This window comes from Microbispora sp. NPDC046973, from assembly GCF_040644495.1.
GTDB lineage: Bacteria > Actinomycetota > Actinomycetes > Streptosporangiales > Streptosporangiaceae > Microbispora.
In genome coordinates, this window is record NZ_JBEYWQ010000002.1 from 463,863 (window position 1) to 488,566 (window position 24,704).

General features: G+C 69.2%; 20 protein-coding genes and 2 pseudogenes. 16 read left to right on the plus strand and 6 right to left on the minus strand.

Annotated features, from left to right (window positions below; genetic code table 11):
* Positions 1–34: 34 nt before the first annotated feature.
* The 3 genes and pseudogenes from glnA (at position 35) to ABZ860_RS06245 (ending at position 2,728) form a co-directional block, all read left to right on the plus strand.
* Positions 35–1,459, plus strand: a complete 1,425-nt coding sequence (glnA, locus tag ABZ860_RS06235; protein ID WP_357215822.1) for a type I glutamate--ammonia ligase — start codon at positions 35–37, stop codon at positions 1,457–1,459.
* Positions 1,460–1,801: 342 nt separating this feature from the next.
* Positions 1,802–2,083: pseudogene (locus ABZ860_RS06240) on the plus strand (transposase); the annotation flags it as partial.
* 150 nt (positions 2,084–2,233) lie between these two features.
* Complete coding sequence (locus ABZ860_RS06245; RefSeq protein WP_357215824.1) at positions 2,234–2,728, plus strand: hypothetical protein; 495 nt, start codon at positions 2,234–2,236, stop codon at positions 2,726–2,728.
* Positions 2,729–2,947: 219 nt separating this feature from the next.
* On the opposite strand, the pseudogene ABZ860_RS06250 reads toward ABZ860_RS06245, so the two are convergent.
* The 3 genes and pseudogenes from ABZ860_RS06250 to ABZ860_RS06260 form a co-directional block, all read right to left on the minus strand.
* A pseudogene (locus tag ABZ860_RS06250) lies at positions 2,948–3,049 on the minus strand (transposase); the annotation flags it as partial.
* Between the two features lie 56 nt (positions 3,050–3,105).
* A complete protein-coding gene (locus ABZ860_RS06255) occupies positions 3,106–3,648 on the minus strand; it encodes a hypothetical protein (RefSeq protein ID WP_357215826.1) in 543 nt (180 codons plus the stop codon).
* Positions 3,649–3,815: 167 nt separating this feature from the next.
* Positions 3,816–5,258, minus strand: coding sequence for an FAD-binding oxidoreductase (locus ABZ860_RS06260; RefSeq protein ID WP_357215829.1), 1,443 nt, complete (start codon positions 5,256–5,258; stop codon positions 3,816–3,818).
* 178 nt (positions 5,259–5,436) lie between these two features.
* Between ABZ860_RS06260 and ABZ860_RS06265 the strand changes: the two genes are divergently transcribed.
* The 4 genes from ABZ860_RS06265 (at position 5,437) to ABZ860_RS06280 (ending at position 9,289) form a co-directional block, all read left to right on the plus strand.
* Positions 5,437–5,895 carry a MarR family transcriptional regulator gene (locus ABZ860_RS06265; RefSeq protein ID WP_357215831.1) on the plus strand — a complete coding sequence of 153 codons (459 nt, stop codon included), beginning with the start codon at positions 5,437–5,439 and terminating at the stop codon, positions 5,893–5,895.
* Positions 5,896–6,191: 296 nt separating this feature from the next.
* A complete protein-coding gene (locus tag ABZ860_RS06270; protein ID WP_357215834.1) occupies positions 6,192–7,289 on the plus strand; it encodes a type III polyketide synthase in 1,098 nt (365 codons plus the stop codon).
* Positions 7,290–7,354: 65 nt separating this feature from the next.
* A complete protein-coding gene (locus ABZ860_RS06275) occupies positions 7,355–8,350 on the plus strand; it encodes a class I SAM-dependent methyltransferase (protein WP_357215837.1) in 996 nt (331 codons plus the stop codon).
* Between the two features lie 117 nt (positions 8,351–8,467).
* Complete coding sequence (locus tag ABZ860_RS06280) at positions 8,468–9,289, plus strand: AfsR/SARP family transcriptional regulator (RefSeq protein WP_357215840.1); 822 nt, start codon at positions 8,468–8,470, stop codon at positions 9,287–9,289.
* 13 nt (positions 9,290–9,302) lie between these two features.
* On the opposite strand, the gene ABZ860_RS06285 is transcribed toward ABZ860_RS06280, so the two are convergent.
* Positions 9,303–10,151: an AfsR/SARP family transcriptional regulator gene (locus tag ABZ860_RS06285; protein WP_357215843.1), complete on the minus strand. Its 849-nt coding sequence runs from the start codon at positions 10,149–10,151 to the stop codon at positions 9,303–9,305.
* Positions 10,152–10,593: 442 nt separating this feature from the next.
* Here ABZ860_RS06285 and ABZ860_RS06290 point away from each other — a divergent pair, with 442 nt between their 5' ends.
* The 5 genes from ABZ860_RS06290 to ABZ860_RS06310 all read left to right on the plus strand — a co-directional run bounded on the left by ABZ860_RS06290 (position 10,594) and on the right by ABZ860_RS06310 (position 18,102).
* Positions 10,594–11,658 (plus strand): methyltransferase, encoded by a 1,065-nt coding sequence (locus ABZ860_RS06290; RefSeq protein ID WP_357215845.1) that lies wholly within the window; start codon positions 10,594–10,596, stop codon positions 11,656–11,658.
* A 90-nt stretch (positions 11,659–11,748) separates the two neighbouring features.
* On the plus strand, positions 11,749–12,819 hold the full coding sequence (locus ABZ860_RS06295; protein WP_357215847.1) for a methyltransferase: 1,071 nt from the start codon (positions 11,749–11,751) through the stop codon (positions 12,817–12,819).
* Positions 12,820–12,947: 128 nt separating this feature from the next.
* Positions 12,948–14,075, plus strand: coding sequence for an FAD-dependent oxidoreductase (locus tag ABZ860_RS06300; RefSeq protein WP_357215849.1), 1,128 nt, complete (start codon positions 12,948–12,950; stop codon positions 14,073–14,075).
* A 626-nt stretch (positions 14,076–14,701) separates the two neighbouring features.
* Positions 14,702–16,834 carry a BTAD domain-containing putative transcriptional regulator gene (locus ABZ860_RS06305; RefSeq protein ID WP_357215851.1) on the plus strand — a complete coding sequence of 711 codons (2,133 nt, stop codon included), beginning with the start codon at positions 14,702–14,704 and terminating at the stop codon, positions 16,832–16,834.
* A gap of 59 nt (positions 16,835–16,893) precedes the next feature.
* On the plus strand, positions 16,894–18,102 hold the full coding sequence (locus ABZ860_RS06310) for a cytochrome P450 (protein WP_357215854.1): 1,209 nt from the start codon (positions 16,894–16,896) through the stop codon (positions 18,100–18,102).
* Between the two features lie 32 nt (positions 18,103–18,134).
* On the opposite strand, the gene ABZ860_RS06315 is transcribed toward ABZ860_RS06310, so the two are convergent.
* Positions 18,135–18,704 carry a MarR family transcriptional regulator gene (locus ABZ860_RS06315; RefSeq protein WP_357215857.1) on the minus strand — a complete coding sequence of 190 codons (570 nt, stop codon included), beginning with the start codon at positions 18,702–18,704 and terminating at the stop codon, positions 18,135–18,137.
* 126 nt (positions 18,705–18,830) lie between these two features.
* Between ABZ860_RS06315 and ABZ860_RS06320 the strand changes: the two genes are divergently transcribed.
* The 3 genes from ABZ860_RS06320 to ABZ860_RS06330 all read left to right on the plus strand — a co-directional run bounded on the left by ABZ860_RS06320 (position 18,831) and on the right by ABZ860_RS06330 (position 21,483).
* On the plus strand, positions 18,831–19,763 hold the full coding sequence (locus ABZ860_RS06320; RefSeq protein ID WP_357215859.1) for an NADP-dependent oxidoreductase: 933 nt from the start codon (positions 18,831–18,833) through the stop codon (positions 19,761–19,763).
* Positions 19,764–19,867: 104 nt separating this feature from the next.
* Positions 19,868–20,521: a class I SAM-dependent methyltransferase gene (locus ABZ860_RS06325; protein ID WP_357215861.1), complete on the plus strand. Its 654-nt coding sequence runs from the start codon at positions 19,868–19,870 to the stop codon at positions 20,519–20,521.
* 110 nt (positions 20,522–20,631) lie between these two features.
* A complete protein-coding gene (locus ABZ860_RS06330) occupies positions 20,632–21,483 on the plus strand; it encodes an AfsR/SARP family transcriptional regulator (RefSeq protein WP_357215864.1) in 852 nt (283 codons plus the stop codon).
* 170 nt (positions 21,484–21,653) lie between these two features.
* Here the strand turns inward: ABZ860_RS06330 and ABZ860_RS06335 are convergent, their stop codons facing one another.
* Entirely contained in the window at positions 21,654–23,018 is a 1,365-nt protein-coding gene (locus ABZ860_RS06335; protein WP_357215867.1) for a condensation domain-containing protein, read from the minus strand.
* A gap of 386 nt (positions 23,019–23,404) precedes the next feature.
* Here ABZ860_RS06335 and ABZ860_RS06340 point away from each other — a divergent pair, with 386 nt between their 5' ends.
* Positions 23,405–24,658, plus strand: a complete 1,254-nt coding sequence (locus ABZ860_RS06340) for a cytochrome P450 (protein ID WP_357215869.1) — start codon at positions 23,405–23,407, stop codon at positions 24,656–24,658.
* Positions 24,659–24,704 lie beyond the last annotated feature (46 nt).

Sequence of the window (24,704 nt, forward strand, 5' to 3'; positions counted from 1 at the left end):
GGGTTGCTAGCCCATGCCCCTGGGAGGTTCGAGAGTGTTCAACTCCGCCGATGACGTCCTCAAGTTCATCCGGGACGAGGGTGTGCAGTTCGTTGACGTCAGGTTCACGGACCTGCCGGGGACGACGCACCACTTCACCTTCCCGTCCGAGAACTTCGGGCCGAACGTCTTCACCGACGGCCTCATGTTCGACGGCTCGTCGATTCGCGGGTTCCAGGCCATCCACGAGTCGGACATGCTCCTGCTGCCCGACCCGTCCACGGCCGTGCTCGACCCGTTCCGTCAGCACAAGACGCTGAACATCAACTTCTTCGTGCACGACCCGCTGACCGGCGAGGCCTACAGCCGCGACCCGCGCAACGTCGCGCGCAAGGCCGAGGAGTACCTCAAGGGCACCGGCATCGCGGACACCGTGTACTTCGGCCCCGAGGCCGAGTTCTACATCTTCGACGACGTCCGCTTCGAGACGAGGCAGAACGCCGGCTACTACTACATCGACTCCATCGAGGGCGCCTGGAACACCGGCAAGGCCTCCGAGGGCGGCAACCTGGGTTACAAGCCCCGCTACAAGGGCGGCTACTTCCCGGTCCCGCCGATGGACCACTTCACCGACCTGCGCTCGCAGATGGTGCGCAACCTCATCGAGGCCGGCATCGAGACCGAGATGCAGCACCACGAGGTGGGCACCGCCGGCCAGGCCGAGATCGACTTCAGGTTCGGCACGCTGCTCGAGACGGCCGACAAGCTGATGCTGTACAAGTACATCATCAAGAGCACGGCCATCCAGGCGGGCCGTACGGTCACGTTCATGCCCAAGCCGATCTTCGGTGACAACGGCTCCGGCATGCACTGCCACCAGTCCCTCTGGAAGGACGGCGAGCCGCTGTTCTACGACGAGGTCGGCTACGCCGGTCTGTCGGACACCGCGCGCTACTACATCGGCGGCCTGCTCAAGCACGCCCCGTCGCTGCTGGCCTTCACCAACCCGACGGTGAACTCCTACCACCGCCTGGTGCCCGGCTACGAGGCCCCGGTCAACCTGGTCTACTCCCAGCGTAACCGCTCGGCCTGCGTCCGGATCCCGATCACCGGCTCGAACCCGAAGGCCAAGCGCATCGAGTTCCGCGTGCCGGACCCGTCCTGCAACCCGTACTTCGCCTTCGCCGCCATGCTCATGGCCGGCATCGACGGCATCCGCAACAAGATCGAGCCGCCGGAGCCGGTCGACAAGGACCTGTACGAGCTGCCGCCGGAGGAGGCCCGCAACATCCCGCAGGTGCCGGGCTCGCTGGAGAAGGTCCTCGACGCGCTCGAGGCCGACCACGACTACCTGCTCGAGGGCGGCGTGTTCACGCCGGACCTGATCGAGACCTGGATCTCCTACAAGCGCGAGAACGAGGTCGACCCGATCCGTCTCCGCCCGCACCCGCACGAGTTCGAGCTCTACTACGACGTGTGACCGACGGCCGCGCGACGACGTGCATGGTCATCGCGCGCTGTGAGGTAGTGCCGCAAGTCGTGGAGCCGGAAGCCCGTGGCAAGGTCCTGCACCTTGCCGCGGGCTTTCCGCATTGCGCGCTCAAGCTTCCAGGGGCCGACCTGCGCCCCGTTGTCGTCGGTCAGAAGCGTTTCGCCGCTGTGGGCCGGCCTTCATGCCGCGATTACGAGCGCGAGCGAGGCGGGGATAGGCACGGGCGTGCGAGACGTCTCGGTCTTGAGGACCTCTGCGGGGTACTGCACGGTCGGGTGAACGATCCCCGCATGAAGTCGACGGACGGAGCTGACGCGCTTGGACGCGCAACTCGAGCGCTGGCAAAACGTCCTTGGTGACCGCGGCTACGATCACGACAAGTACCGCAGGCTCCTCTGGGCCCTGGGCGTCCGCCCGCAGATCGCCCGACGCGGCACCGAGCACGGCCCCGGCCTGGGCAAACAACGCTGGGTCGTAGAACAGGCCATCGCGCTGCTGCACGGCTTCCTCAGGCTGCGCATCCGCTGGGAAGTCCGCGAGGACATCCACCGCGCCTTCCTCAGCATCGGCTGCGCCCTGATCTGCCGGCGCCGCTTCAACTCATTGCGTTAGGAGCTCTTGGAGCGGTGCGCATGCCGGCTGAAAGCGCTCTGCAAGGAGCCGGGCCTACAACTGGTCCTGGGAAGGCCGATCGGGCGGGAATATCCGCCACCGCTTCCCGGCGAAGCATCAATCGTGAAAGGAAGCGGAACAATGAGGGAAATGACGCGCAAGACCCGCCTGAGCCTGGCCTTCGCCTCGATCGCCGTGGCCTCCGCGGCCGTCATCCCGGCCGTCGCCACGACGGCGAGCGCCGCCCCCGTCGCGGCCCCCGTTCCGAGCCCCTTCAAGACCAGGACCTACCCCACGATCAATCCCAAGCCCATCCCCACCTCGAACCCCGCACCGCTGTCCGCCCACTGGGGCTACTTCACCAAGAACATGTGCTACAAGGACGCCCCCGGCTTCGCCCGAACCGCGTTGCGAGGAGCCGGGTACAAGGTCGTCAACAACCCGCCCAACGCCGTCCTCGGCTCCAACGGCACCACCATCGTCGAGGTCGCCTTCGCCCCGGCTCAGACCTCCTACAACCCCCGCGACTTCTCCACGATCCACTTCAATGTGACCGCGATTTCCAGCGATGGCAACAACGCGGAATACGCCCGCAACCGCGTCCGCGAGTCCATCGTCAAGCAGACCTACCTCGACTACTGCTGATCCGGCGTGACTCATCCGCATGGCCCTACGCCGAGGAACTGCCTCGGGAGTACGAGGGATCCTCGATCCCGGCTTCTGCCAGGCCGCGTGCGCGTATGGGTGGGGCTGCGCCCGCCCGGCGGGCCACGGCGGCGGCCACGCCTTCAGCGTCGAGCTGCTCGGCCGGTGACCCCTCCGCGCGGCCAAGCCCTCGGCCGGTCAGGGGCGGGATGACTTGCGTTGCGCCCCGGTCAGGCCGCGGGCCTTCAGCGAGCGCAGGAACGCCGTCCAGAACGCGCCGTCTTCGCTGTCGCCGACGGCGAAGCCGAGGATCTCCCGCCGGCGCTTCCGCGGCCGGCTGAGAGCACGCCGGACTGCCGGCGCGGACGGGGCTTCCACTACCCGTCGGCAGATCGCGAGCACGACGCGCCGTACTCGCTGGGACCCGAGGCCTCGCACACCACCGTGCCATCGACCTTGATGCGGCCGATCACTTCGCCTTTCACATCGTCGCTGAACACGGTCAGACCCAGTCCCGGCAAGGGGCCGTCGACCCCTACCGTCGCGCTGAACGGGAACCGGACACTGCAAGTCCGCCAACCCCCGGACGTGGCGCCGGCCGCGGGGCTGTAGATCACCGCACCCAGCGGCGAAGCCCCGTTCCGGCTGTCGGCCTCGAACACCAACGTATGCTCGGCCTTTGCCCCCTCGGTGGCGGCCGGGGTCGCGGCAGGGCAGGTGGGTTGTTCGTGAGGGATGGCGCCCTGCGCGCCGATGCCTCCGATGCCGAACATCCAGGCGACCAACCCCAGGAGGGAACAGCCGGCGAGTCCGAGCGCGACGAATGCGACCACGACAAGTGCGCCCCCCAGGCCCTCGGTCTTGTGCGGCGGAGTGGGGTGGTGGGGTCGCTGCCCGAAAGGGCCCTGCTGGTACGCCATCGCTCGGCTCCGGGAGGATCGGCTTCTGCGCTTCACCACCGATGCTCATCGCGGAACGGCTTCAGTCCAGAGCGAGAGACGCAATCGTTAGCCGGGAGTTCCGACGGAAGGCCATCGGCCCGCCCTCTCGCGAGGGCACGGCCGATGGCCGCCCGCGTGGAGAACTTTCAGGAAGTCGCGGGCGCCGTTCCGGACCCGGTGACGGCGGGCGGGATGTTGTGGTTGAGCCGGAAGATGTTCCGGGGGTCGTAGACGGCCTTGATCTCGGTCAGGCGCTGGTAATCCTTGGGGTTGTACGCGGAGGCCACGTCCTTGGCGTCGTTCTCGCCGTTCATGAAGTTCAGCGCGCGGCCGCCGGTGGTCCACGGCGCGATCGCCGCGAACACGCGCTCGTGTGCGGGCCGGATGTCGGTGATCTCGGCACGCTCCAGCCGGGAGACCACATTGAGCGCGTAACGCGCGTCGCGGTGGCCGACGGCGTTCGGGACGGCGGCGGGGTGGGCGAGCCTCCCGCCGAGGTGGCGCAGCTCGACGACGTGCGGCACCGGCGCGTGGGGGCCGACGTGCTCGAGCAGGGCGCGCACCGTGGCGGAGTCGAACTCGCGCAACAGCGCGGTGCCGGACTCGAAGGTCCCCGGGAAGGGCGGGTCGTTGTGGATGGACCCGCCCTCGGCGAAAGGCAGCTCGGCGACGGTGTCGATGAACGGATTGAGCGCCCGCAGCGGCGCCACGAGGCCCTCGCCCGCCCCGAGGGTGTCCGCGGCGTAGGCGATGCGGATGTGGACGACGTAGCGGCCGCGCAACGGCTCCGGGAGCGCCGGGACCTCGGGGAAGGAGATCAACGCGAGCGAGGAGGTCATCTCGTCGGGCACGGTGGTCGTCCACCGCGTGTAGGCGTCGAGGACCTCGGCGGCCGACCCGGCGTCGAAGAACAGTCCGCCTCCGTAGATCGTCGTGATCGGCATGAGGTCGACCTCGATGCCGGTCACCACGCCGAAGTTGTCCCGGCCGCCGCGCAACGCCCAGAACAGGTCCGGGTCGGAGGTCTCGGTGACGTGCCGCAGCCTGCCGTCCGCCGTGACGACGTCGATGCTGCGCACATGGTCGGCGGCGTACCCGTACCGCCGCGACAGCAGGCCCAGGCCGCCGCCGAGGGTGTAGGAGACCACGCCGACGCCCGGGGCCGAGCCCGACAGCGGGGCCAGCCCTGCCGCCGCCGCCTCGCGGATCACCTGGTCCCACTTCACTCCGGCGCCCACCCACACGGTGCCCGCCTCGGCATTCAGCCGGATATCCGTCATCCGGGAGGTGTTGATCAGCACTCCGCCCTCGGCGGCGACGGCGGAAAGCGCGTGCCCGGTGCCTTGCACGGCCACCGGGAGTCCGTAGCCGTTCGCGAACGCCACCGCCGCCTCCACGTCGGCGGGCTCGACCGCGCTGACTATCACGTCGGGCCGGTGCCAGCGGGTGGTCTGGTGCCCGGCGCGCTCGGCGTCGTACTGCTCGTCGTCAGGAGTGAGCACCAGGCCCTTCACCTGCTTGGCTAAAGCGTCGACCGCCGCGGCGTCGACGCCGGCGACCTTGTTTCCTTCGGGGTCGAAACGGCTCATCGAAATTCCTGCCTCTGCCGATGTTCGGGATGCGCCACCAAATCGGGGCGTGCGACAACACGCGACGGCTCGCGCGGTCGTGTCACGGTTGTCAGGATTGGCAAAACTACTGTTTACTAGGAGTAGTATATTGTCAAGCAGCCTGACGAAACGGGCTACGCCAGAAAGGTCGCCCGGAATGACGCCATCCGGGGAGCGCGGCGAGGCGGGCGCGGGTCAGGCGCCGCTTCCCGCTCTGCTCACGCAGGCCAAGAACATCACGATCGAGTTGCTCCACCGGCGGCTCGGCGAGGACGGATTCGAGGGAATCCGATATCGGCACGGCTCCGTCTTCCGGTTCATCGACGAGGAGGGGTCGCGGCTGACCGTGCTGGCCGACCGGGCCGGGCTCACCAAGCAGGCCATCGCCGAACTGGTCGACGAACTCGAGCGGCTCGGCTACGTCGAGCGGGCGACCGACCCGAAGGACCGCCGGGCGAAGATCATCCGACTGACCGAACGGGGCCTCGCGGGCCAGGCGGCCGCCGCGCGAATCCTCGTGGACATCGAACGGCGGTGGGCGCTGCACCTCGGTCAGGACCGGATCGCCATGCTGCGCCGGACAATGGAGGAAATCATCGCCCTGCAGAGTGAATAGAAGTCCGCCGCGGGCGCATTCCCCCGCGACACCGGAACCCGCTCGTCAGACGGTGCGGCCACGCTGTTTACGGCACGCGCGCTCCGAGTATTCGCCTCCGCCTCGGAAGGGGAGCCAAGTCCGGGCCAAGCCCACGGCAAGCGAGATGGGCGACGGTAGTGAATGTGTATCTCCGAGCCGGCTGCGATCCGCGGCGCGGCATACGCAGCGTGTCGTGACCTGACATCTGTACCGGGGGTACGCGAAGGGCGCCTTTCCGCACAGCGAGTGGACTTCTGCAGGAGGAGACTCCAGAAATGCCAACGTTATGCAAGCCGTCGGTGCGCGTGCCGGAGTATGTCATCACGCTGGACGACACGCTGAAATTCGCTGAGAAGGCACACGCCGGAAAGCCGCAGCTTCCATTGGCGCTCCGACTGATCAGGAATACGGGCGTGCAGAAGCGGCATATAGTGCAGCCCATCGAGGAGACGCTGCGCCATCCCGGCTTCGAGGAGCGTAACCGCATCTTCGAGTCGGAGTCGAAGAAGAGGTGTCCTGTGGTCATCGAGGAGGCTCTGGCGAACGCCTCGCTGACGGCGCAGGACATCGACGCGATCATCTTCGTGTCGTGCACCGGGTTCACGATGCCGTCGCAGACCGCATGGCTGATCAACAACCTGGGATTCCGGTACAACACCCGGCAGATCCCCATCGCGCAGCTGGGCTGCGCGGCCGGCGGCGCGGCGATCAACCGCGCCCACGACTTCTGCAAGGCCTATCCGGACAGCAACGTCCTCATCGTCTCCTGCGAGCTGTGCTCGCTCTGCTACCAGCCCGAGGACGACGGCGTCGGGTCCCTGCTGTCCGACGGGCTGTTCGGCGACGCGGTCGCGGCCGCCGTGGTGCGAGGGAACGGCGGACACGGTGTCGCGCTGGAGCGCAACGCCGCCTACATCATCCCGGACACCGAGAACTGGATCTCCTACGCCGTGCGCTCCACCGGCTTCCACTTCCAGCTGGACCGCCGGGTGCCCGGGACGATGAAGCCGCTCGCCCCGGTGCTGCGCGAACTCGCCCTCGACCACGGCTGGGACGTCGGCGACCTCGACTTCTACGTCATCCACGCGGGCGGCCCGCGGATCCTGGCCGACCTGAGCAAGTACCTCGGCGTCGACCACAGCATGTTCCGCCACAGCTGGGCGACGCTCACCGAGTACGGCAACATCGCCAGCGCGGTGGTGCTCGACGCGCTGCGCAGGCTGTTCGAGGAAGGCACGATGAGGCCCGGCGCCACCGGTGTGATCGCCGGTTTCGGGCCGGGCATCACCGCGGAGATGTCGGTAGGCAGTTGGTCGCTGGACGCGCCGGCGAGCGTGGAGCGGATCTCCACGGCCGTGTCCGCGTCCCGCTGAGGGCCGGCCGCCGGAACATCGGCGCGCGGTCGCGTGCCGCCTACACACTGGACTCAGGAGGCAGCGTGAGCAACGACCAACCGAGACCGGACCGGATCATGGAGATCGCCAACGGCTACTGGGCCACCGGCGTCCTCGGTTCTGCGGCGAAGTACGCACTGTTCACCCACCTCGACGCGGGCGTCGACACCGCGGATCGGCTGGCCGCCGAGGCCGGGATCTCGGAGCGGGGCGCGCAGACTCTGCTCGACGGGCTCGTCGGCTTGGGCCTGGTCGAGCTGCACGGTGCGAGCTACCGCAACACCCCCGAGGCGGCCGCGTTCCTCGTCGAGGGCAGGCCCGCCAGCTTGAGCGGCTACGCCCAGCTCAAGCTGGGTCAGATGGGCAAGATGGGAAGCCTGCTCGAGGTGTTCCGCACCGGAGGACCGGTGGACGCCATGACCGAGGTGGCCGACAACCCGCACTGGGAGGACGTGGTCCCCGCCATCGCCGCGCAGTCGGTCCCGGTGGCGACGGTCGCCGCCGGCCTGCTGGGGCTGGCGGAGGCCGGGGAGATCTCGATCCTCGACCTCGGCGGCGGCTCGGGCATCTTCTCGGCCATCTGGCTCGGGCTCAACCCGGCCGCCCGCTCGACCCAGCTCGACTGGGCGCCGATCAACGCGATCGCCCGCAGGCTGCTGAAGGAGCGGCACCTGGCCGACCGGTTCACCTGCATCGACGGAGACTTCCACACCGTGGAGTTCGGCGCCGCCGCCTACGACATCGCGGTGTACTCCCACGTCGCGCACCAGGAAGGGCCGGAGGACAACATCGCGATCTTCGCGAAGGTCAGGGCAGCCCTCAAGCCCGGGGGCACGCTGGTCGTCTGCGACTACGTCGTCGACGACGACCGCGGCGGCCCGTTCTTCCCGCTCCTGTTCGCCTCGGAGATGCTGCTCAAGAGCAAGAAGGGCGGGACCTGGCGGCAGGCCGACTACCGGGCCTGGCTCACGGAGGCGGGCTTCGACGACGTCTCGTTCCATTCGACGCAGTCGCCCACCACGTTGGTCTTCGCACGGTGAACCCGGCGGAGCGGGCATCGCGCTGTTCGCCGTGAGGCCCCGTCGTCGCACGCTTTTCCGAGAAGTCCGACAGCGCCGGCGGGCCGCCGCGTGACTGGTATCCCCGAGCAGGTGCCAATGGGTGAGCGTATGGAGTTTCGGGTGCTGGGTTCGCTGTCCATCCATCGAGACGGCGAAGACCTGATGCACATCACCGGGAAGCCCCGGCAGGTGCTTGCCTTGTTGCTGCTCAACCAACCGCACCGGGTGCCGGCGAGCTCGCTGATCAGCGAATTGTGGGATGACACCCCGCCACGGCGCGCCGCGACCACGCTGCAGACCCACATCCTCAACCTGCGTACGGAATTCGCTCGCAGACTCGGCGTATCCCGCGACCTGATCGCGCGGGAGCTGCTGCAGACCCGGGACGGCGGCTACCGGGTCGACGTCGGCGACGCCTCCTTCGACCTGCCCGAGTTCCACCGGCTGCGGGCCTTGGGGCAGACACTGCTGAACACCGGGGACGCCCTCGGCGCGAGCCGGGTGCTGAGCGAGGCACTCGGCTTGTGGCGGGGCCCGGCGCTGCTGGACGTCGACCACGGCAGGCTGCTCCGGGCCGCGGTCGCCGAACTCGACCAGTCCAGGCTGGACACGCTGGTCCTGTTCTTCGGTACGCAGCTGCAGATGGGCAGGCACCGCGAGATGCTGAGCGAGCTGGCCAGGCTCGTCGTCCGGCATCCGCACCACGAAGAGCTGCACACCCAGTTCATGATCGCCCTGTACCGGTCGGGATACCGGACCCAGGCCCTCGAGGTGTTCGACCGGCTCCGGCGGAACGTACAGGACGAACTCGGCATAGCGCCTTCCGACCGGATCTCCCGCCTGTGGCACGTCATGCGGGTCGCCGACACCGCGGCCGTCGACGCCTTAGGCGGCTACGACAGCGCCAAAGCCGGGTAGCGGCGGGCCTGCGCTATGAGCACAGCACCGGAAGCTCGCTGGGCAGCGGCCGCACCGGCATCTCATCCAGCTCCGGGTCGGAGGTGAGGACCGCTTGGTAGTACCTGTGCAACCTGGGGGACGGTTCCAGGCCGAACCTGCCGACCATGTCCTTGCGCAGCCGATGGAACGCCTCCAGCGCGCGGGCGCGGTAACCGGAGCGGTAGAGCGCGACCATGAACTGCGCGTGCAGGTCCTCGTTGAACCTGTCGTGCGACACCAGGCTCGCCAGCTCGCCCAGGATCTCCCGGTGCCTGCCGAACCTCAGCTCCAGCTCGATGCGGTGGTTCAGCATGGTCGCCCTCGACTGTTCGAGCCCGGCCACCTCGGCCCGGATGCTCGGCCCCGGCTCGACGCCCGCCAGCGCGGGGCCGCTCCACAGCAACAGCGCCGCGCGGAAGTCCCGAGCGGCCTTGATCAGGTCGCCCTCGGCCATGGCGGCCATTCCCGACTGCTCCCGTCGGCGGAAGGCCTGCAGGTCGAACCAGGCCGGTTCGGCGACGAACTCGTAGCCGTTGCGCACCCTGCGCAAGATCTCGCTGCCGACCGCGTCCATGCCGAGGCCGGCGGCCTCGGCGAATCTCTTGCGCAGTTCGAAGACGTAGATCTGCACAGCGGCACGCGCCGTTTTCGGCGCGGGCCCGTCCCATAGCTCGTCTATCAACGCGGCCGTGGGCACGACCCGCGAGTGGTTGAGCAGGAGCAGAGCGAGAATCTGCCGCGGTCTCCGCGCAACCGGCGCCATCTCACCGCCAGCGCAGAAAATCCGCAACGGCCCAAGAAGGTGAATCCGGATGTCGATTCTCCTCTCCAAGATGCGCATGGTCAGGTCACGGACACGTTCTCCTGCCGCCTTGGCACTGCCACAGCCACCAGATCATGCGCGACGGTCGAGTCAATTGTCAACAAACACGATAGTTTGTCAGATTTTTCAGTGGTATTTCGGGTAACGGTCCCATTTTGGTAGTGGTTCGAACTGGCCGCAAATGGTCGCGGCATCACGTCGTCGAGCCGCCGATATCGGCCGACCTGCGGCGGCACACGGCCGGCCACCGTGTTTCGGCGGCGGCCGCCAAGTCGGCGCCAACTCGCGGAACAGTCCCGGCCAAGTCCCGTGGCCGATGCTGAAGCGTGGGTAGCGGTGACCGCCCGGGTCCCGCTGGATCGTGGCGACGCGGAGCGGTGCCCCCCAGTGCTCCCATCGGCGTGGCAGCGGGTTCGCGTCATGTGCCGCTGAGGTGGAACCGAATCGAAGGGATCAGTGCATGACCGCAGAAGCCACGCTCGCGCGATTCCGTGAATACATGGTCGGACCCGCGCGGTTCATGAACCTGCTGTCCTGTTTCGAACTGGGCATCATCGACGCGCTCCGGGCCAACCCCGGCATGACCGCGGCCGAGCTCGGCGCCACGGTCGGGGCCAAGCCCGCGGCCGTGGAGCAGCTGCTGTTCCTGCTTGTCAAGGAGGGGTTCGTCGCCCACGACGAGGCGTCCGGCGCCTACAGCCTCGACGCGCTCGCCGAGGTGGACGACATCGACCTCAAGCGACCGCTCGACTTCATGGACAAGATCAAGGTCACCACGCTCCGGCAGCTGTTCTACCTCACCGAGAGCGTACGGACCGGCACACTCGTGGGCCTGCGCGAGCTCTACGGGTTCGACGGGGACCTGTACGAGGCCATGACCGTGCACGCGGACCTGCGGGAATCCTGGTCGAGGCTGATGGACTCGGTCACCGCCCGCATCGACCCCTGGTTCTTCGAGAACGTGGACATCCCCCCGGGTTCGCGGGTCCTCGACCTGGCGGGCAACACCGGCCTCGGCGCGATCCACACCCTCAAGATGAAGCCGTCGCCGGGGCTGCGGGTGACGACGTTCGACCTGCCCGGCCGGGAAGAGGCGTGCCTGAAGAACTTCCGGGAGCACGGGGTGGCCGATCAGTGCTCGTTCATCGGCGGTGACGTCTTCGTGGAGGTTCCCAAGGGCTTCGACGTCGTGCTGATCAAACACTTCCTCAACATGTTCGACAAGAGCGAGGTGTTCAAGATCCTCAATGGTGTCCGGGACTCGCTGGAGGTCGGCGGCCTGGTCCACATCCTGGTGCCGATCTACACCGAGGACATCAAGGAGTCCTGCACCGTCGACTACTACCCGAGCTTCTTCCTCGGCTGCGCCACCGGCCAGGGCGGGCCGCAGAAGCTGTCGACGTTCCGGAACTGGCTGGAAGAGTGCGGATTCACCGTCACGAAGGCGATCGCCCAGCATCCTTCCGAACTGCCCCCGGACGCCCTCCCCCTGCAGGCCATTTTGAGCGCGACGAAGAGCGCGTGACCGGCCGGCGTGGAACCGGCCTCACGCAGGGACAGCGAATCCACCCCGTACCCCTCGTTCACAAGCAGCACGACTGGGAGGAAGCAGCACATGACCGCAGAAGCCACGCTCGCGCGATTCCGTGAATACATGGTCGGACCCGCGCGGTTCATGAACCTGCTGTCCTGTTTCGAACTGGGCATCATCGACGCGCTCCGGGCCAACCCCGGCATGACCGCGGCCGAGCTCGGCGCCACGGTCGGGGCCAAGCCCGCGGCCGTGGAGCAGCTGCTGTTCCTGCTCATCAAGGAGGGGTTCGTCGCCCACGACGAGGCGTCCGGCGCCTACACCCTCGACGCGCTCGCCGAGGTGCCCGAGGCCGAGCTCAAGGGGGTGGTCGACTTCATGCACTTCATCAAGGTCGTCACGCTCCGGCAGCTGTTCTACCTCACCGAGAGCGTACGGACCGGCACGCTCGTGGGCCTGCGCGAGTTCTACGGGTTCGAGGGCACCCTGTATGAGGCGGCGGCCACGCACAAGGACATCGGCGACCCGTGGTCGAGGGTGATGAACGCGACCACGGCCCGTATCGACCCCTGGTTCTTCGACAACATCGACGTCCCGTCCGGCGCGCGCGTCCTCGACCTGGCCGGCAACACCGGCCTCGGCGCGATCCACACCTACAAGCACAAGGCCTCTCCCGGGCTGCGGGTGACGACGTTCGACCTGCCCGAGCGGGAAGAGGACTGCCTGAAGAACTTCCGCGAACACGGCGTGGAGGAGCACTGCTCCTTCATCGGCGGCGACGTCTTCGACGGCGTCCCCAAGGGCTTCGACGTCGTGCTGATCAAGCACTTCATCGACATGTGGGACAAGGACGACGTGCTGAAGATTCTGGAGGGCGTCAACCAGTCGTTGGAGGTCGGCGGGCAGGTCCACATCCTGGTGCCGATCTACCCGGAGAACGTCAAGGACACCGACAACTACACCATCGACTTCTTCCCGAGCTTCTTCCTCGGCTGCTCGATGGGTTACGGCGGGCCGCAGAAGCTGTCGGTCTACCGCAGCTGGCTGGAGGAGGCCGGGTTCACGGTCACCCAGGCGATCTCCAAGGACCCCGCCGAGCTGCCGCCGTACGCCCTCCCCGTGCAGGCGATCCTGTCCGCCACGAAGACCGCGTGACCCACGGTCCGTGCGGATCCGGGGCCGCCGGCTCGCGGGTGCCGGCGCTGTAGCCCGTTAACCCGGGTCGAGCACGGGGCGGAGCCGTCGGCCGCTCGCGGTTGTCCCACGCCCTCGAAGGGGAGCACATGACGTCGAAGCAGACGGGCCGAGTGCTGATCATCGGTGCCGGGATCGCCGGCATGGCGGCGACGATCGCGCTCCGGCGCGTCGGGGCCGAGGTCGATCTGATCGACATCGATCCCGACTGGAAGGTGGCCGGTGCGGGCCTCACGATCACCGGTCCGACCCTGCGGGCGTTCCGGCAGCTCGGTGTGTACGACGAGGTGGCCGAGCTGGGCTATGTCGGTGAGGGAATCCGGGTGTGCACGATCGACGGCGAGCCCGTCCGGGACATCCCGACACCGATGCCGCCGGAGGCCGGGGTGTGCGGCTCGGGCGGGATTGCGCGGCCGGTGCTGTACAGGATCCTCTCCGCGCGGGTGCTCGCTGGTGGCGTCCACCCGCGCCTCGGTGTCTCCGTCGACCGGATCCGCCAGGACGACGACGGGGTCGACGTCGCCTTCAGCGACGGCACCACGGGCCGCTACGACATGGTCGTCGGGGCGGACGGGATCTTCTCGCGGACCCGCGACCAGATCTTTCCCGACGCGCCGGGACCGGAGTACACCGGTCAGAGCGTGTGGCGGATGTTCGTGCCGCGCCCGCCGGACGTCGACCGCCGCCACTACTTCCTCGGCGGCACGGTCAAAGTCGGGTGGACTCCGATCTCGGCGACCAGAATGTACCTGTTCGTGGTCGAGCGCACGCCACGGCTGGTCCGCGAGCGCCACCAGCTGCCGGGCGCCCTCGTCGACCTGCTCGAACCCTACGGGGGGTACGTGCGCGAGATCCGGGAATCGATCAACGAGGACACCGAGATCGCGTTCCGCCCGCTGGAGTCCTTCTACCTGCCGAGTCCCTGGTATTCGGGGCGGGTCATCCTGATCGGCGACGCCGCCCATCCCACGACGCCGCAGCTGGCCTCCGGCGCCGGGATGGCGGTCGAGGACGCCCTGGTGCTCGCCGAGGAACTCGCCGTCCACGGGACGGTCGCCGAGACGTTCGCGGCGTTCACCGCCCGGCGCGAGGAGCGGTGCAGGCTCGTCGTCGAGAGCTCGATCGAGATCGGCAGGCTCGAACAGCTACAAGCGCCGCCGGAGGCCCAGACCGCCGTCGTCGAGCGGGCGCTGGCCAAGCTGGTGGAACCGGTCTGAGGTTCCGTTTTCGTTTCCGCGCCGACGGTCGCGGGGGGCCGCCGCGGATTCGCCGGCGCCGGTTCCGTCCGGGCTCGAAATCGCGCAGCCCTGCTCCGGGCGGGAGCGACCGGACACCACCGATGAGCTCGCGCTGCCGCCCCGCGCCCGGCAGGCGACCCCCGCCGACCGGTCCGGCCACGGCGCACCGCTCCGCCGACCGCTCCGCAAAGTGTCGGTTAGGAGTTCTTAAGTCGATTTTGAGTGGCCGTTCTTAGCCTCGAAGACGCCGATATTTGAGGATCTGGGATGGGGCTGACTGGACCTCGCTTCCATATTTCGGGCGGTTCAGTTCAGGCCTGCAGACTGTGAACCAAATACGGCGCCGCGCTGCTCCTGTGGTGTGCCCGCTGCGCATATGAGAGGTGCTCTTCCCTATATCCAGCTGGATTCAGTGTGCCGCGGCACCAGATCGGGCGCGGGGGTGCTGACCACGGTTCAGCAGCCAATCGACACATGACCTGACCGGAAAGGCGCAAATGACTACCGCATCAGTCGTCGGGGGCGCGCGTCATACTCCGTCCGGGTCCATCCCACGGGCGGACAGACCGGCACAGCCGTCAGCCGTTCAGGGGGCTTCCCGGCCCATGGTGGAGTTTCGCGCGCTGGGTCCCGTAGAGGCGACGGTCTCCGGCCGGCCGGTGGACTTGGGGGCGCCCAAGCAGCGCGCGCTGCTCGCATTGCTGGTGAGCCAGGTGGGTCAGCCGGTGCCGGTGGACGTCATATTGGAAGCCTTGTGGGCGGACCATCCGCCGCCGTCGGCGATGACCTCACTTCAGGCGTACGTGTCCAATCTGCGCAGGCTGTTGGAACCGGACCGTGCGCCGAGGACGCCCGCGACGGTGTTGCGCACCTCTCCCTGGGGCTACCTGTTGGACACCGGCGTCGTCGACGTCGACGTCTGGCGGTTCGGTGAGCACGCCACGGCGGGGTGGCGCGCGTGGGACCGCGACGATCCGCAGCAGGCGCTGCGTGAGTTCGAGTCCGGTCTGGCGTTGTGGCGGGGCCAGGCCTACCCGGAGGTGGCCGACGCCCCGTGCGTGGTGCCGGAGGTGGCGCGGCTGGAGGAGCTGCGGCTGTCGGTCTTCGAGATGCGCTGCGCCGCGCTGCTGGCCGTGGGCGCGCACGAGGTGGTCGTGGCCGAGCTCGGGGCCTTCATGAAGGCCAACCCGTTGCGCGAGTACGGCTGCGAGCTGCTGAGCCTGGCGTTGTACCGGGCCGGGCGCCAGGCCGACGCGCTGGCGGTGCTGCGGACCATCCAGGTGCGGCTCAAGGAGGAGATGGGCATCGACCCCGGGCCCGCGCTCCAGCAACGCAGTCGCGAGATCCTGAACCAAGCCCCGACTCTGGACTGGCGTCCGCCCCCGGCCGTTCCGACCGTGGTGGCCTCCGGCGAGCCCGCGGCCCCACCGCGGGCCGTGGCGGCCGCCGCGCCGTCCGCGCCGGACGCCGACGTGGAGGTCTTCGTCGGCCGCGAGACGACGCTGCGCCGGCTGTCCGACGCGTTGGCCGCGGCGGAGGCGGGCCGGGGCGGGGTGGTCACGGTGTCCGGCGAGCCGGGGGTCGGGAAGACCTGCCTGCTCCGGCGTTTCGCCGAGTCGGCGGGAGCGCCGGTGTTCTGGGGCGCCTGCCCGGAACACGTGGACGCGCCGGCGTTGTGGCCGTGGGAGCAGGTGCTGCGCGCGGCGAAGGCCGCCTTCCCGGGGCGGCCGGTGCCGGGACCGGTGGCCGAGTTGCTGGACAGGGACACCCGGTCGCTGGTGGACGGCGAGGGCATGACCGGCGCCGCGCTGCGGCTGTTCGAGGCGATCGTCCATTACCTGACCGGCATATCCCAGAACGCGCCGGTGGTGGTGGTGCTCGACCACTTCCACCGGGCGGACCCGAGTTCGCTGCAGCTGCTCGCCCACCTCGCCGAGTCGGTGCCCGCGCACCGGCTGCTGCTGGTCGTGTCCTACCGTTCGGACGAGGCGCCGGTCCTGGCCGGGACACTGGCCGCCCTGTCCCGGGGGGAACTGACGCGGATCGACCTCAAAGGACTGGACCCGCGGGACACTCGGACGCTGGCGGGCGCCATTCTCCGGCACGAGGTCAGCAAGCGCACCGCGGAAGGACTGTACGCCCGCACCGAGGGCAACCCGTTCTTCCTGCTGGAACTGATCAAACTGTTGACCAGCGAGCAGCGCCTGGACGATCCCCGTACGGTCCCGGTGCCGGCCTCGGTGCGGGAAGTGGCGCTGCGCCGCGTCGCGCGGCTGCCCCGGCCCGCGGCCGAGCTGCTGTCGGTGGCCGCCGTCGCGGGCAGGCACTTCGACATCGAGGTCGTCGCCGAGGTCGTGCAGATCGAGATCGACACGGCGCTGGAGATCCTCGACACCGCGATCGCGGCAGGCCTGGTGGTGGAGGACCAGCACCGGCTCGGCTGGTTCCGCTTCACCCACGCCCTGGTCGCCGAGGCGCTGAACGAGACCACCGGGCGGCTGCGCAGGGCCCGCCTGCTCCGGCGGCTCGGCGTGGCGGCGGGCCGGGCGTGGCCGCGGGACGCCGAGAGCGCGGCCGAGGGCGCCGAGCATCGGCTCCCCGCACCGGACGCTCCCCTGCCGCTCACACCGCTGCCGCAACGGCCGTCGCCGAGGCCCGTGGTGGCGTCGCCGCCGTACGACGGCGGGAGCAGGGGCGCCGCCCACCTGGCCCGCAGCCGCGTGGCCGCCAAGGCGTGACCCCCTCGGCGGACTAGCCCTCGAAGGAGACGACAACCATGGTTTCGACGGAGAACCCCGTGCCCGTGTCTACGGATGTCCCGTTCCTCAACGTCATCGATCCCGAGTTCGACTTCGGCTCGCCCGAGGCGATGAACGCCCAAGCCCGGAGCTGGTACGCCGACAGCCCGCTCGGGCTCCTCGTGCTGCGCTACGCCGAGGCCCAGGAGCTCCTGCGGGACCGGAGGCTGGACCACAACGGCCGGGGCTACATGGAACAGAGCGGCGTCGTCCAGGGGCCGATCTTCGACTGGTTCGTGCCCATGATCAACAACCGCGACGGCGAGGACCACCGGCGGCTGCGTGCCCTGGTGACCAAGGCCTTCACCCCGCGCATGATCAACGAATTACGGCCGTTCGTGCGGGCGCAGGCCGACCGCATGGCCGAGGAGATCGCGTCGGCCGACGTGTCCGAGTTCGTCGAGAGCTTCGCGGACCCGCTGCCGCTGGCCGTCATGTCCAAACTGCTCGGCGTGCCGAACGAGGACTACGACACGTTCCGCGTGTGGACCAACGACATCGGCCTCGTCTTCAGCATGGTCCACGGCGGCGACATCGTCGCGCGCGTGGAGAAGGCCGTCGTGGGCCTGAACGGCTACGTCGCCTCGCTCATGGAGGAGAAGGCGAAGAACCCCGGCGATGACCTCATCTCCACGCTGGTCACCGCGCAGCGGGCCGAAGGCCAGGTCACCGAGGAGGAGTTGCGCAACCTCCTCGTCACGCTGGTGTTCGCCGCCCACGACACCACCTGCCACCAGCTGTCCAGCGCCATGGTCGTCTTCTCCCGGCACCCGGAGCAGTGGAACCTGCTGGCGGAACGCCCCGAGCTGGCGCCCAAGGCCGTCGAGGAGCTCATCCGCTGGGTTCCGTCCACGCCGATCATCTACCGGTGCGCGACCGAGGACTTCGAGTACGGAGGCCTGCAGGTCACGAAGGGCACCTTCCTCACGATGTGCGTGCAGACCGCGCAGCGCGACCCGCGCGTCTTCGAGCACGGCGACACGTTCGACATCACGCGTACCAGTCCGGCGGCCCCGCTGCTGTTCGGCGCGGGTCCCCACTACTGCCTGGGCGCGGCGCTCGCCCGTGTCGAGCTCGCCGAGGCGCTCTCCTCGCTCGCCGAGCGGTTGCACCCGCCGACCATCGCGGGCCCGGTCACCTGGCGGCCGCCGACCGGCATCCACGGCCCGAACGAGCTTCCACTGCGCTTCGGCGCCCGTGCACGCTGAGACGGCCCCGGACGCGACGGCCGGAACCGGGGTCAGCCGTCCCGGTCCCCGGGGGCGGCCTGGGCCGCCGGCGGTGGGTTCGGACGGCGTCTGCGCGGGACGGCCGAGCGTGGCGGCTGGGCCCGCATGTGGTCGCGCACCCGGGTCATGATGTCGCCGAGGTGGTGCAGGTCGTCGTCCGACAAGGGCTCGAACAGCAGGCGGCGGGTCACCTCGACGTGGCCGGGGAGGACGCGCCCGACCAGGGCCAGGCCCTCCTCGGTCACGGCCACCAGCGTGGAGCGCTCGTCGTCGGGGCTGGGGCGCCGGGTGATCAGGCCGGCCTTCTCCAGGAGGCCCGCCTGGTAGGTCAGGCCGCTGCGGCTGTAGACGACGCCGTCGGCGAGCTGCGTCATGGTCAGGTGGCCGTCGACCGACGCGAGGCGGGCCAGGAGCTGGAACTGCACGTAGCTGATGTCGCCCTCGGCGCGCAGCTGCACCTCGACCTGGTGCTGGAGCAGGCTGACGGCTTCCATGAGCGCGAAGTAGACCCCCAGCTGCTGGGGATCGAGCGCCGGGCCGCTGTCCGCGTCGGCGTCGGCGTCGGAAGGGAGGCCGACCATCCCGCAAGCTTACATGTTTCGATCCAAAACCACTGTGTCGTCGTTCACCGCCGCCGGGGGGTTGCTTCGAACTCAAAGTAGGCTAGATTGGTGCTTCGACTTCGAAGCACCGGAGGAAGGACGACCATGAAGGCAGTGCGATACCACTCCTACGGCGATACCGATGTCCTCGTCCACGAGGACGCGGACCGTCCGGAGCCGGGTGAGGGCCAGGTCCTGGTGAAGGTGGCGGGCGCCGCGTTCAACCCGGTCGACGCGTCGATCCGCGCGGGTTACTTCCCCGAGGTGTTCCCGCTGGTGATGCCGCACATCCCGTGCTACGACGTGTCGGGCACCGTGGCAGAGGTGGGCGAGGGCGTGACCGGCTGGAGCACCGGGGACACGGTCCTGGCGTTCCTGCCGATCGCCGGCCGTGGCGCTGCCGCCGAGTACGTCGTCGCGCCCGCCGAGGCCCTGGCCGCCGCGCCCCGCACGGGCGACCTGGCCGACGCCGCGGCACTGCCCTCTGTCGGCCTGACCGCCTGGCAGGCGCTGTTCGAGCAGGCCGGCCTGAAGCCGGACCAGACCATCCTGATCAACGGCGCGGGCGGCGCGGTGGGCGCGTACGCCGTGCAGCTCGCGGTGGCGGCGGGCGCGGTCGTGACCGCGACCGCCAGCCCCCGCAGCCGCGACCGCATCCAGTCCTACGGCGTGGACCGGATCATCGACCACACCGAGACCCCGCTCTACGAGGCCGTGGCGGGGCAGCGGTTCGACGTGGTGCTGAACCTGGTGCCGCCGAGCCCGGAAGACCTCACCCGGCTGCTGGACCTGGTCGTCGACGGCGGCGCCTTCGCCAACACCATCCCCCCGGGCCCGGACAGCTCCGTCCGCGGCATCCGGATCTGCCAGGTCTTCGGCCGCAGCGACGCCGAGCAGCTCGCCGAGCTGGTCAACCGCGTCGACGCCGGAGAACTGGCCATCTACGTGGCCCAGCGCAGGCCGCTGAGCGACCTGCGCGCCGTCCACGAGGAGGCCGCTGCCGGGCAGTTGCCCGGCAAGACCGTCCTGATTCCCTGACCTGCGGACCCACCGGCCCGGCCGGCGCCGACCGCGCCGGGCCGGTGGGTCGCGACGACATCGAGGAGTGTTCGCCCGTGCTTTCGACGTTACATTCGGACCCGGTGGTCTCGACCCTGAACCAGCTGCTGGCCGCCGAGGACCAGCAGGACCTGGTGGCCGCCTTCGCGGACGCCGGCGTGGACATGCGGGGCGAGTACCCCGACCACGTGAGCGCGGCCGAGTTGGCGGAGCGCACGAAGGACATCATCATGTCGGTGTCCAGGGAGGGCGGGCAGCTGCTGTACCTGCTCACCCGGGCCGTCAAGGCGCGGACGGTGGTGGAGTTCGGCACCTCGTTCGGGATCTCGACGCTCTACCTGGCCTCCGCGGTGCGCGACAACGACGGCGGCCGGGTGATCACGACCGAGCTGCAGGCGGACAAGGCACGCCGCGCGCAGGAGAGCTTCGCCGCAGCGGGCCTGTCCGACATCATCGAGCTACGGCTCGGCGACGCGCGGGAGACGCTGAAGGACCTGCCCGAGCCGGTCGACCTGCTCCTCCTGGACGGGTGGCTGGACCTGCGGCTGCCGATCCTCAAGATCGTGCAACCGCGGCTGCGGCCCGGCGCCCTGGTGATCGTCGACGACATCGACCTGTACAGCGGCCGGGACTTCGCCCAGGGCTTCCTCGATTACGTCAACGATCCGGCCAACGGCTTCCTGTCGCTGCGGCTCCCGGTCCACCAGGGCGTCCAGGTGTGCCTCAAGCTCGGCTGATGGTGTGCAGGCCGTGTGTTCCGACCGCGGGAACCGAGCGGTGGCCGGGCGTACGCGTGTCCGCCTGGCCGCGCGACCATCCCGCCCGGTCGTCCTGAAACGAGCTCGCCATGATGGACATCAAGGTCCTCGGTCCACTGTCGATCCAGTACGGAGACGTGGAGATGACGCCCACGGCGCAGAAGCTGTGCACGGTGCTCGCCCTCCTGCTGCTCAACCACGTGCGGGTGGTGCCCGTCTCGGCGCTGATCGACGAGTTGTGGAAGGACGGGCCACCGAAAAGCGCGCGCGCGGCGTTGCAGATCTACATCTTCCACCTGCGGAAGATGCTGGCCGAGAGCACGGGGCTCACCCTGGCCGAGGTCTCTGAGAACATACTGCAGACAGTGCACAACGGGTATCGCTTCGTCGTCGAACCCGGGCAGTTCGACCTGAAGGTCTACAACCGGCTCCGGCAGGACGGGTGCGCGGCCATGGGGGCCGGCGACTATCGCTCGGCCGCCCAGCACTTCCGCCAGGCCCTGGACCTCTGGCGCGGGCCCGTGGTGGCCGACGTCGAACCCGGCACCAGAATCCGGGCAGAGGTCGCCGCGCTCGAACAGTCCCGGATGACCATGCTGGACTATCGCATCGAACTGGACCTGCGGCTGGGTCTGCACCGCGAGATCCTCAGCGAACTCGCGGTGCACGCCCTGCGCAACCGCTTCCAGGAGAATCTCCACGCCCAGTACATGATCGCGCTGTACCGGTCGGGCTACCGCATCCGCGCGCTGGAGGCGTTCCACGGGTTGCGCCACAACATGCTCACCGAGTTCGGGCTTGAGCCGTCGCCGAGGCTGAAAGAGTTCCACCAGGCGGTGCTGACCCTGGACCCCGCCCTGGACGAGGCGGAGGTGGTTCCGCTGCCGCGAGGGCCGACGGCCGACCTTCCGGAGATTCCGGCGCTGGCCAGCTCGTTCTGACACGGCTCGTTCTGACACCGCGACGGCGCTCGTACGGCGGGTGCGCGAGGCGGGGGCAGGCGGGTGCCGGTGAGCGAGTCCGGGGCGGGCGGGTGCAGGCGAGGTCACCCGCCCGCCCCGGACTTGTTTCGCACCACGGCCCACTCAGGACACGCGGTGCGGTCGCCGTGCTACAGGCCCGCGGCCGTGAGCACGGTCTTGACGCAGTCGTCGACGAGGCGCTCGGCGCGCTCCCGGGGCACCGCCTCGTCGATGTGGGTGAAGTTCCAGTTCAACTGGCCGTAGCTGGTGCTGACCGACGAGGCGAAGTAGCCGACGACCGAGATGCCGCCCACGAACTGCGCCCCCGACAACCGCCACGCGCCGAGGGTGCCGGGGAAGTCGAACCGGCCGATGTTGGACACGAAGAAGTTGAACGAGCCGTGCTCCTCCATGTATCGGACGAGGGGCTCGCTGTCGGCGACGCTGGTCGGCCCCTGGTCGGCGAGGAGGCTGAACACGGGGTACTGCTCGCCGCGGCGCTTGCGCGCGCTGATGTCCTTGTTGATGAACCGGGCCATCGACCACAGGTCGTCGCCCTGGTAGGCGACCACCGAGTGCACCGCCGAGACGAAGCACCCGACCTCGTCCTCGGAGACCGGCAGGTCGAGCTCGTCCCGGAAGGTGACGGGAGAGCCGACGGCGAAGTACGCGCCCGGCTTGGCTCCGGCGTCGCGCGCCACGGCGGAGGCCATGGCCGCGGCCAGCACGCCGTGCAGCGTGACGCCTTCCCGCTTGCAGGCCGTCGTGAGCTTCTCCAGCACGTCGCCGTCGATGGACCGGTGCAGCAGCCGGGTCCGGCGGAGATGGAACGGCACGAAGCGATCGGGCACGACCCGGCCCACCACCGCCTCCTGGCCCGCCTCGGGCTCGTCGCCGGCCTCGGGGTCCTTGTCGGGCAGCACGCCCGACATGTCGCGGTAGCGCGCCGGGAGAAGGTCTTCCGCCGCGACGGGGACAGGTCCGTCCGCGACAGCCGGGGCGGACGTCGGCGGCTCGGCGGCGAGCCGCACCCACTGCCGCAGCAGCGCGAGGGCGGTCGTCCCGTCGGAGATACAGTGCGGCACGCTGAGGACCAGGTCGTGGACCTGCCCCGGCTGCCTGATGAGAACGGCGCGGGCCAGCGGGCCGGACCGCCAGTCGATCGATACGGCGAACTCGTGCTCGTCCACCTCGCGTTCCCACCGCGACTCCTCGAAGTGGGTCAGGCTCACCTCGCGCAGGGGGATCGGATTGTCCGTCGGCACGAACCGCGGCCCGCCGGGTAACTCGTCCGTGATGGCCAGGCGCAGCAGCGGTTGCCGGGCCTGCAGCGCGCCCAGTGCCTCGGTCAGCGCCTCGGTGGATACCTCGCCCTCCAGGCGGACGCGGGCGCAGACGTTGAGCGTGGAGAGTTGGTCGATGATCCAGTACCAGCGTTCCGCCGGGCTCAACGGCCTGGACAGGCCGGAGTGCCCGTCGACGGTGCCCGGCTCCTTGACGTTTGAGGTGCTCATGCCAATTAGCCCCAATCATGGCGAGATGTGCGGTGGCATCAGCGGCGAAAAGTGAGGGATGCGCAAATCGAGCCGCTAATCGCGTGCCACGGTAGCAAGCATGCAACGACTGTCAACCGTTTCATGCGCTTTAGACCCACCTACGGGCACGGTGAGGCTTTGGAGACAATTAAGCGATTTTTGAGCGTGCTGTGATGGCATTTCGAATGAGCGTCGGGCTCGCCCTGTTACGGGCGAATCGACGGCAGGCGGCCGGGAGCCGACCACGTGGGGACCTTTGCTGGCGGCATCGATTTCGAGATGAGACAGGGGCGGACCCGGTCGTTTCAGCGGGGTGCGCTCGATTCCCGCGCTCCGACATCACAGCATTCAGGAGGCATGCCGCTATGACCGACTCGGTAGTCGTCCAGACCCCTCCCCCTCTCGTCCATATCGACCCGTCGGGCGCCGACCGCCACGGCGAGGCGGCACGGATGCGCGAACTCGGCCCGGTCGTCCGCGCCGTGCTTCCCGGCGACGTCCAGATGTGGGTGGTCACCGACTACGCGCTGCTCGCCGACCTCGCCGCCGATCCGAGGGTGGGCCGGGACTGGCGCCAGTGGGAGGCCCTGCGGCGCGGCGAGGTCCCCGAGGACTGGCCGCTGCTCAGCATGATCCGGCTCAACAACGCGATGGCCCGCGACGGCGCGGAGCATCGGCGGCTGCGCAAGCCGCTGACCCGCACCTTCACCCGCGCCCGAGTCGAGCGTCTGCGGCCGCGGATCGAAGAGATCGTGAACACCATGCTGGACGACCTGCCCGGCCACGCCGGACCAGACGGCGTCGTCGACGTGCGCAAGCACTACGCCTACCCGTTCCCGATGCAGGTGATCTGCGAGCTCATCGGCGTGCCCGAGGCGTGGTGGCCCCGCTTCCGCGAACTCATCGACACCGTCATCCGCGCCGACACGACCGCCGAGGAGTACCTCGCCACCCAGCAGGAGCGGCACGAGCTGTGGCAGCGGCTGTTCGCCATGCGGCGCGCCGAACCGGCCGACGACCTGACCAGTGCGATGATCGCCGTCAACGACGAGGACGGCGCCCTCACCGACGACGAGCTCGAAGACACTCTGTGGATGCTCATCGGCGCGGGCCACGAGACCTCGATCAGCCTGATCGTCAACGCGACGCGCGCCCTGCTCACCCACCCGGACCAGCTGGCCCTCGTCCGCGACGGCGACGCCGAGACGTGGTCCAAGGTCATCGAGGAGACCCTGCGCTGGGACGCCCCGGTCGGCAACTTCCCGGCCAGGTTCCCGACCGAGGACATCACGGTGGGCGGCGTCACCATTCCCAAGGGCGACGCCATCCTCGCGCCCTGGAGCGGGGTCAACCGCGACCCGGCCAAGTATGGCCCGGACGCCGACAAGTTCGACATCACCCGGCCCAACCAGAAGCACCTGGCGTTCGGCGGCGGACCGCACATGTGCGTCGGACCCGCCCTGGCCCGGCTCGAGGCGGCGGTCGCCCTGCCCGCGCTGTTCGCCCGCTTCCCCGACCTCAGGCTCGCCGTCGACTCCGCCGAGTTGACCGCGGTTCCGTCGATCTTCTCCAATTCGGTGACCAGCCTGCCGGTGTACCTCGGCCCGTCACGGGGCTGACCCCCGGACCACCGACCGGTGGTCGTCGTCCGCGCCGCGCCGACGA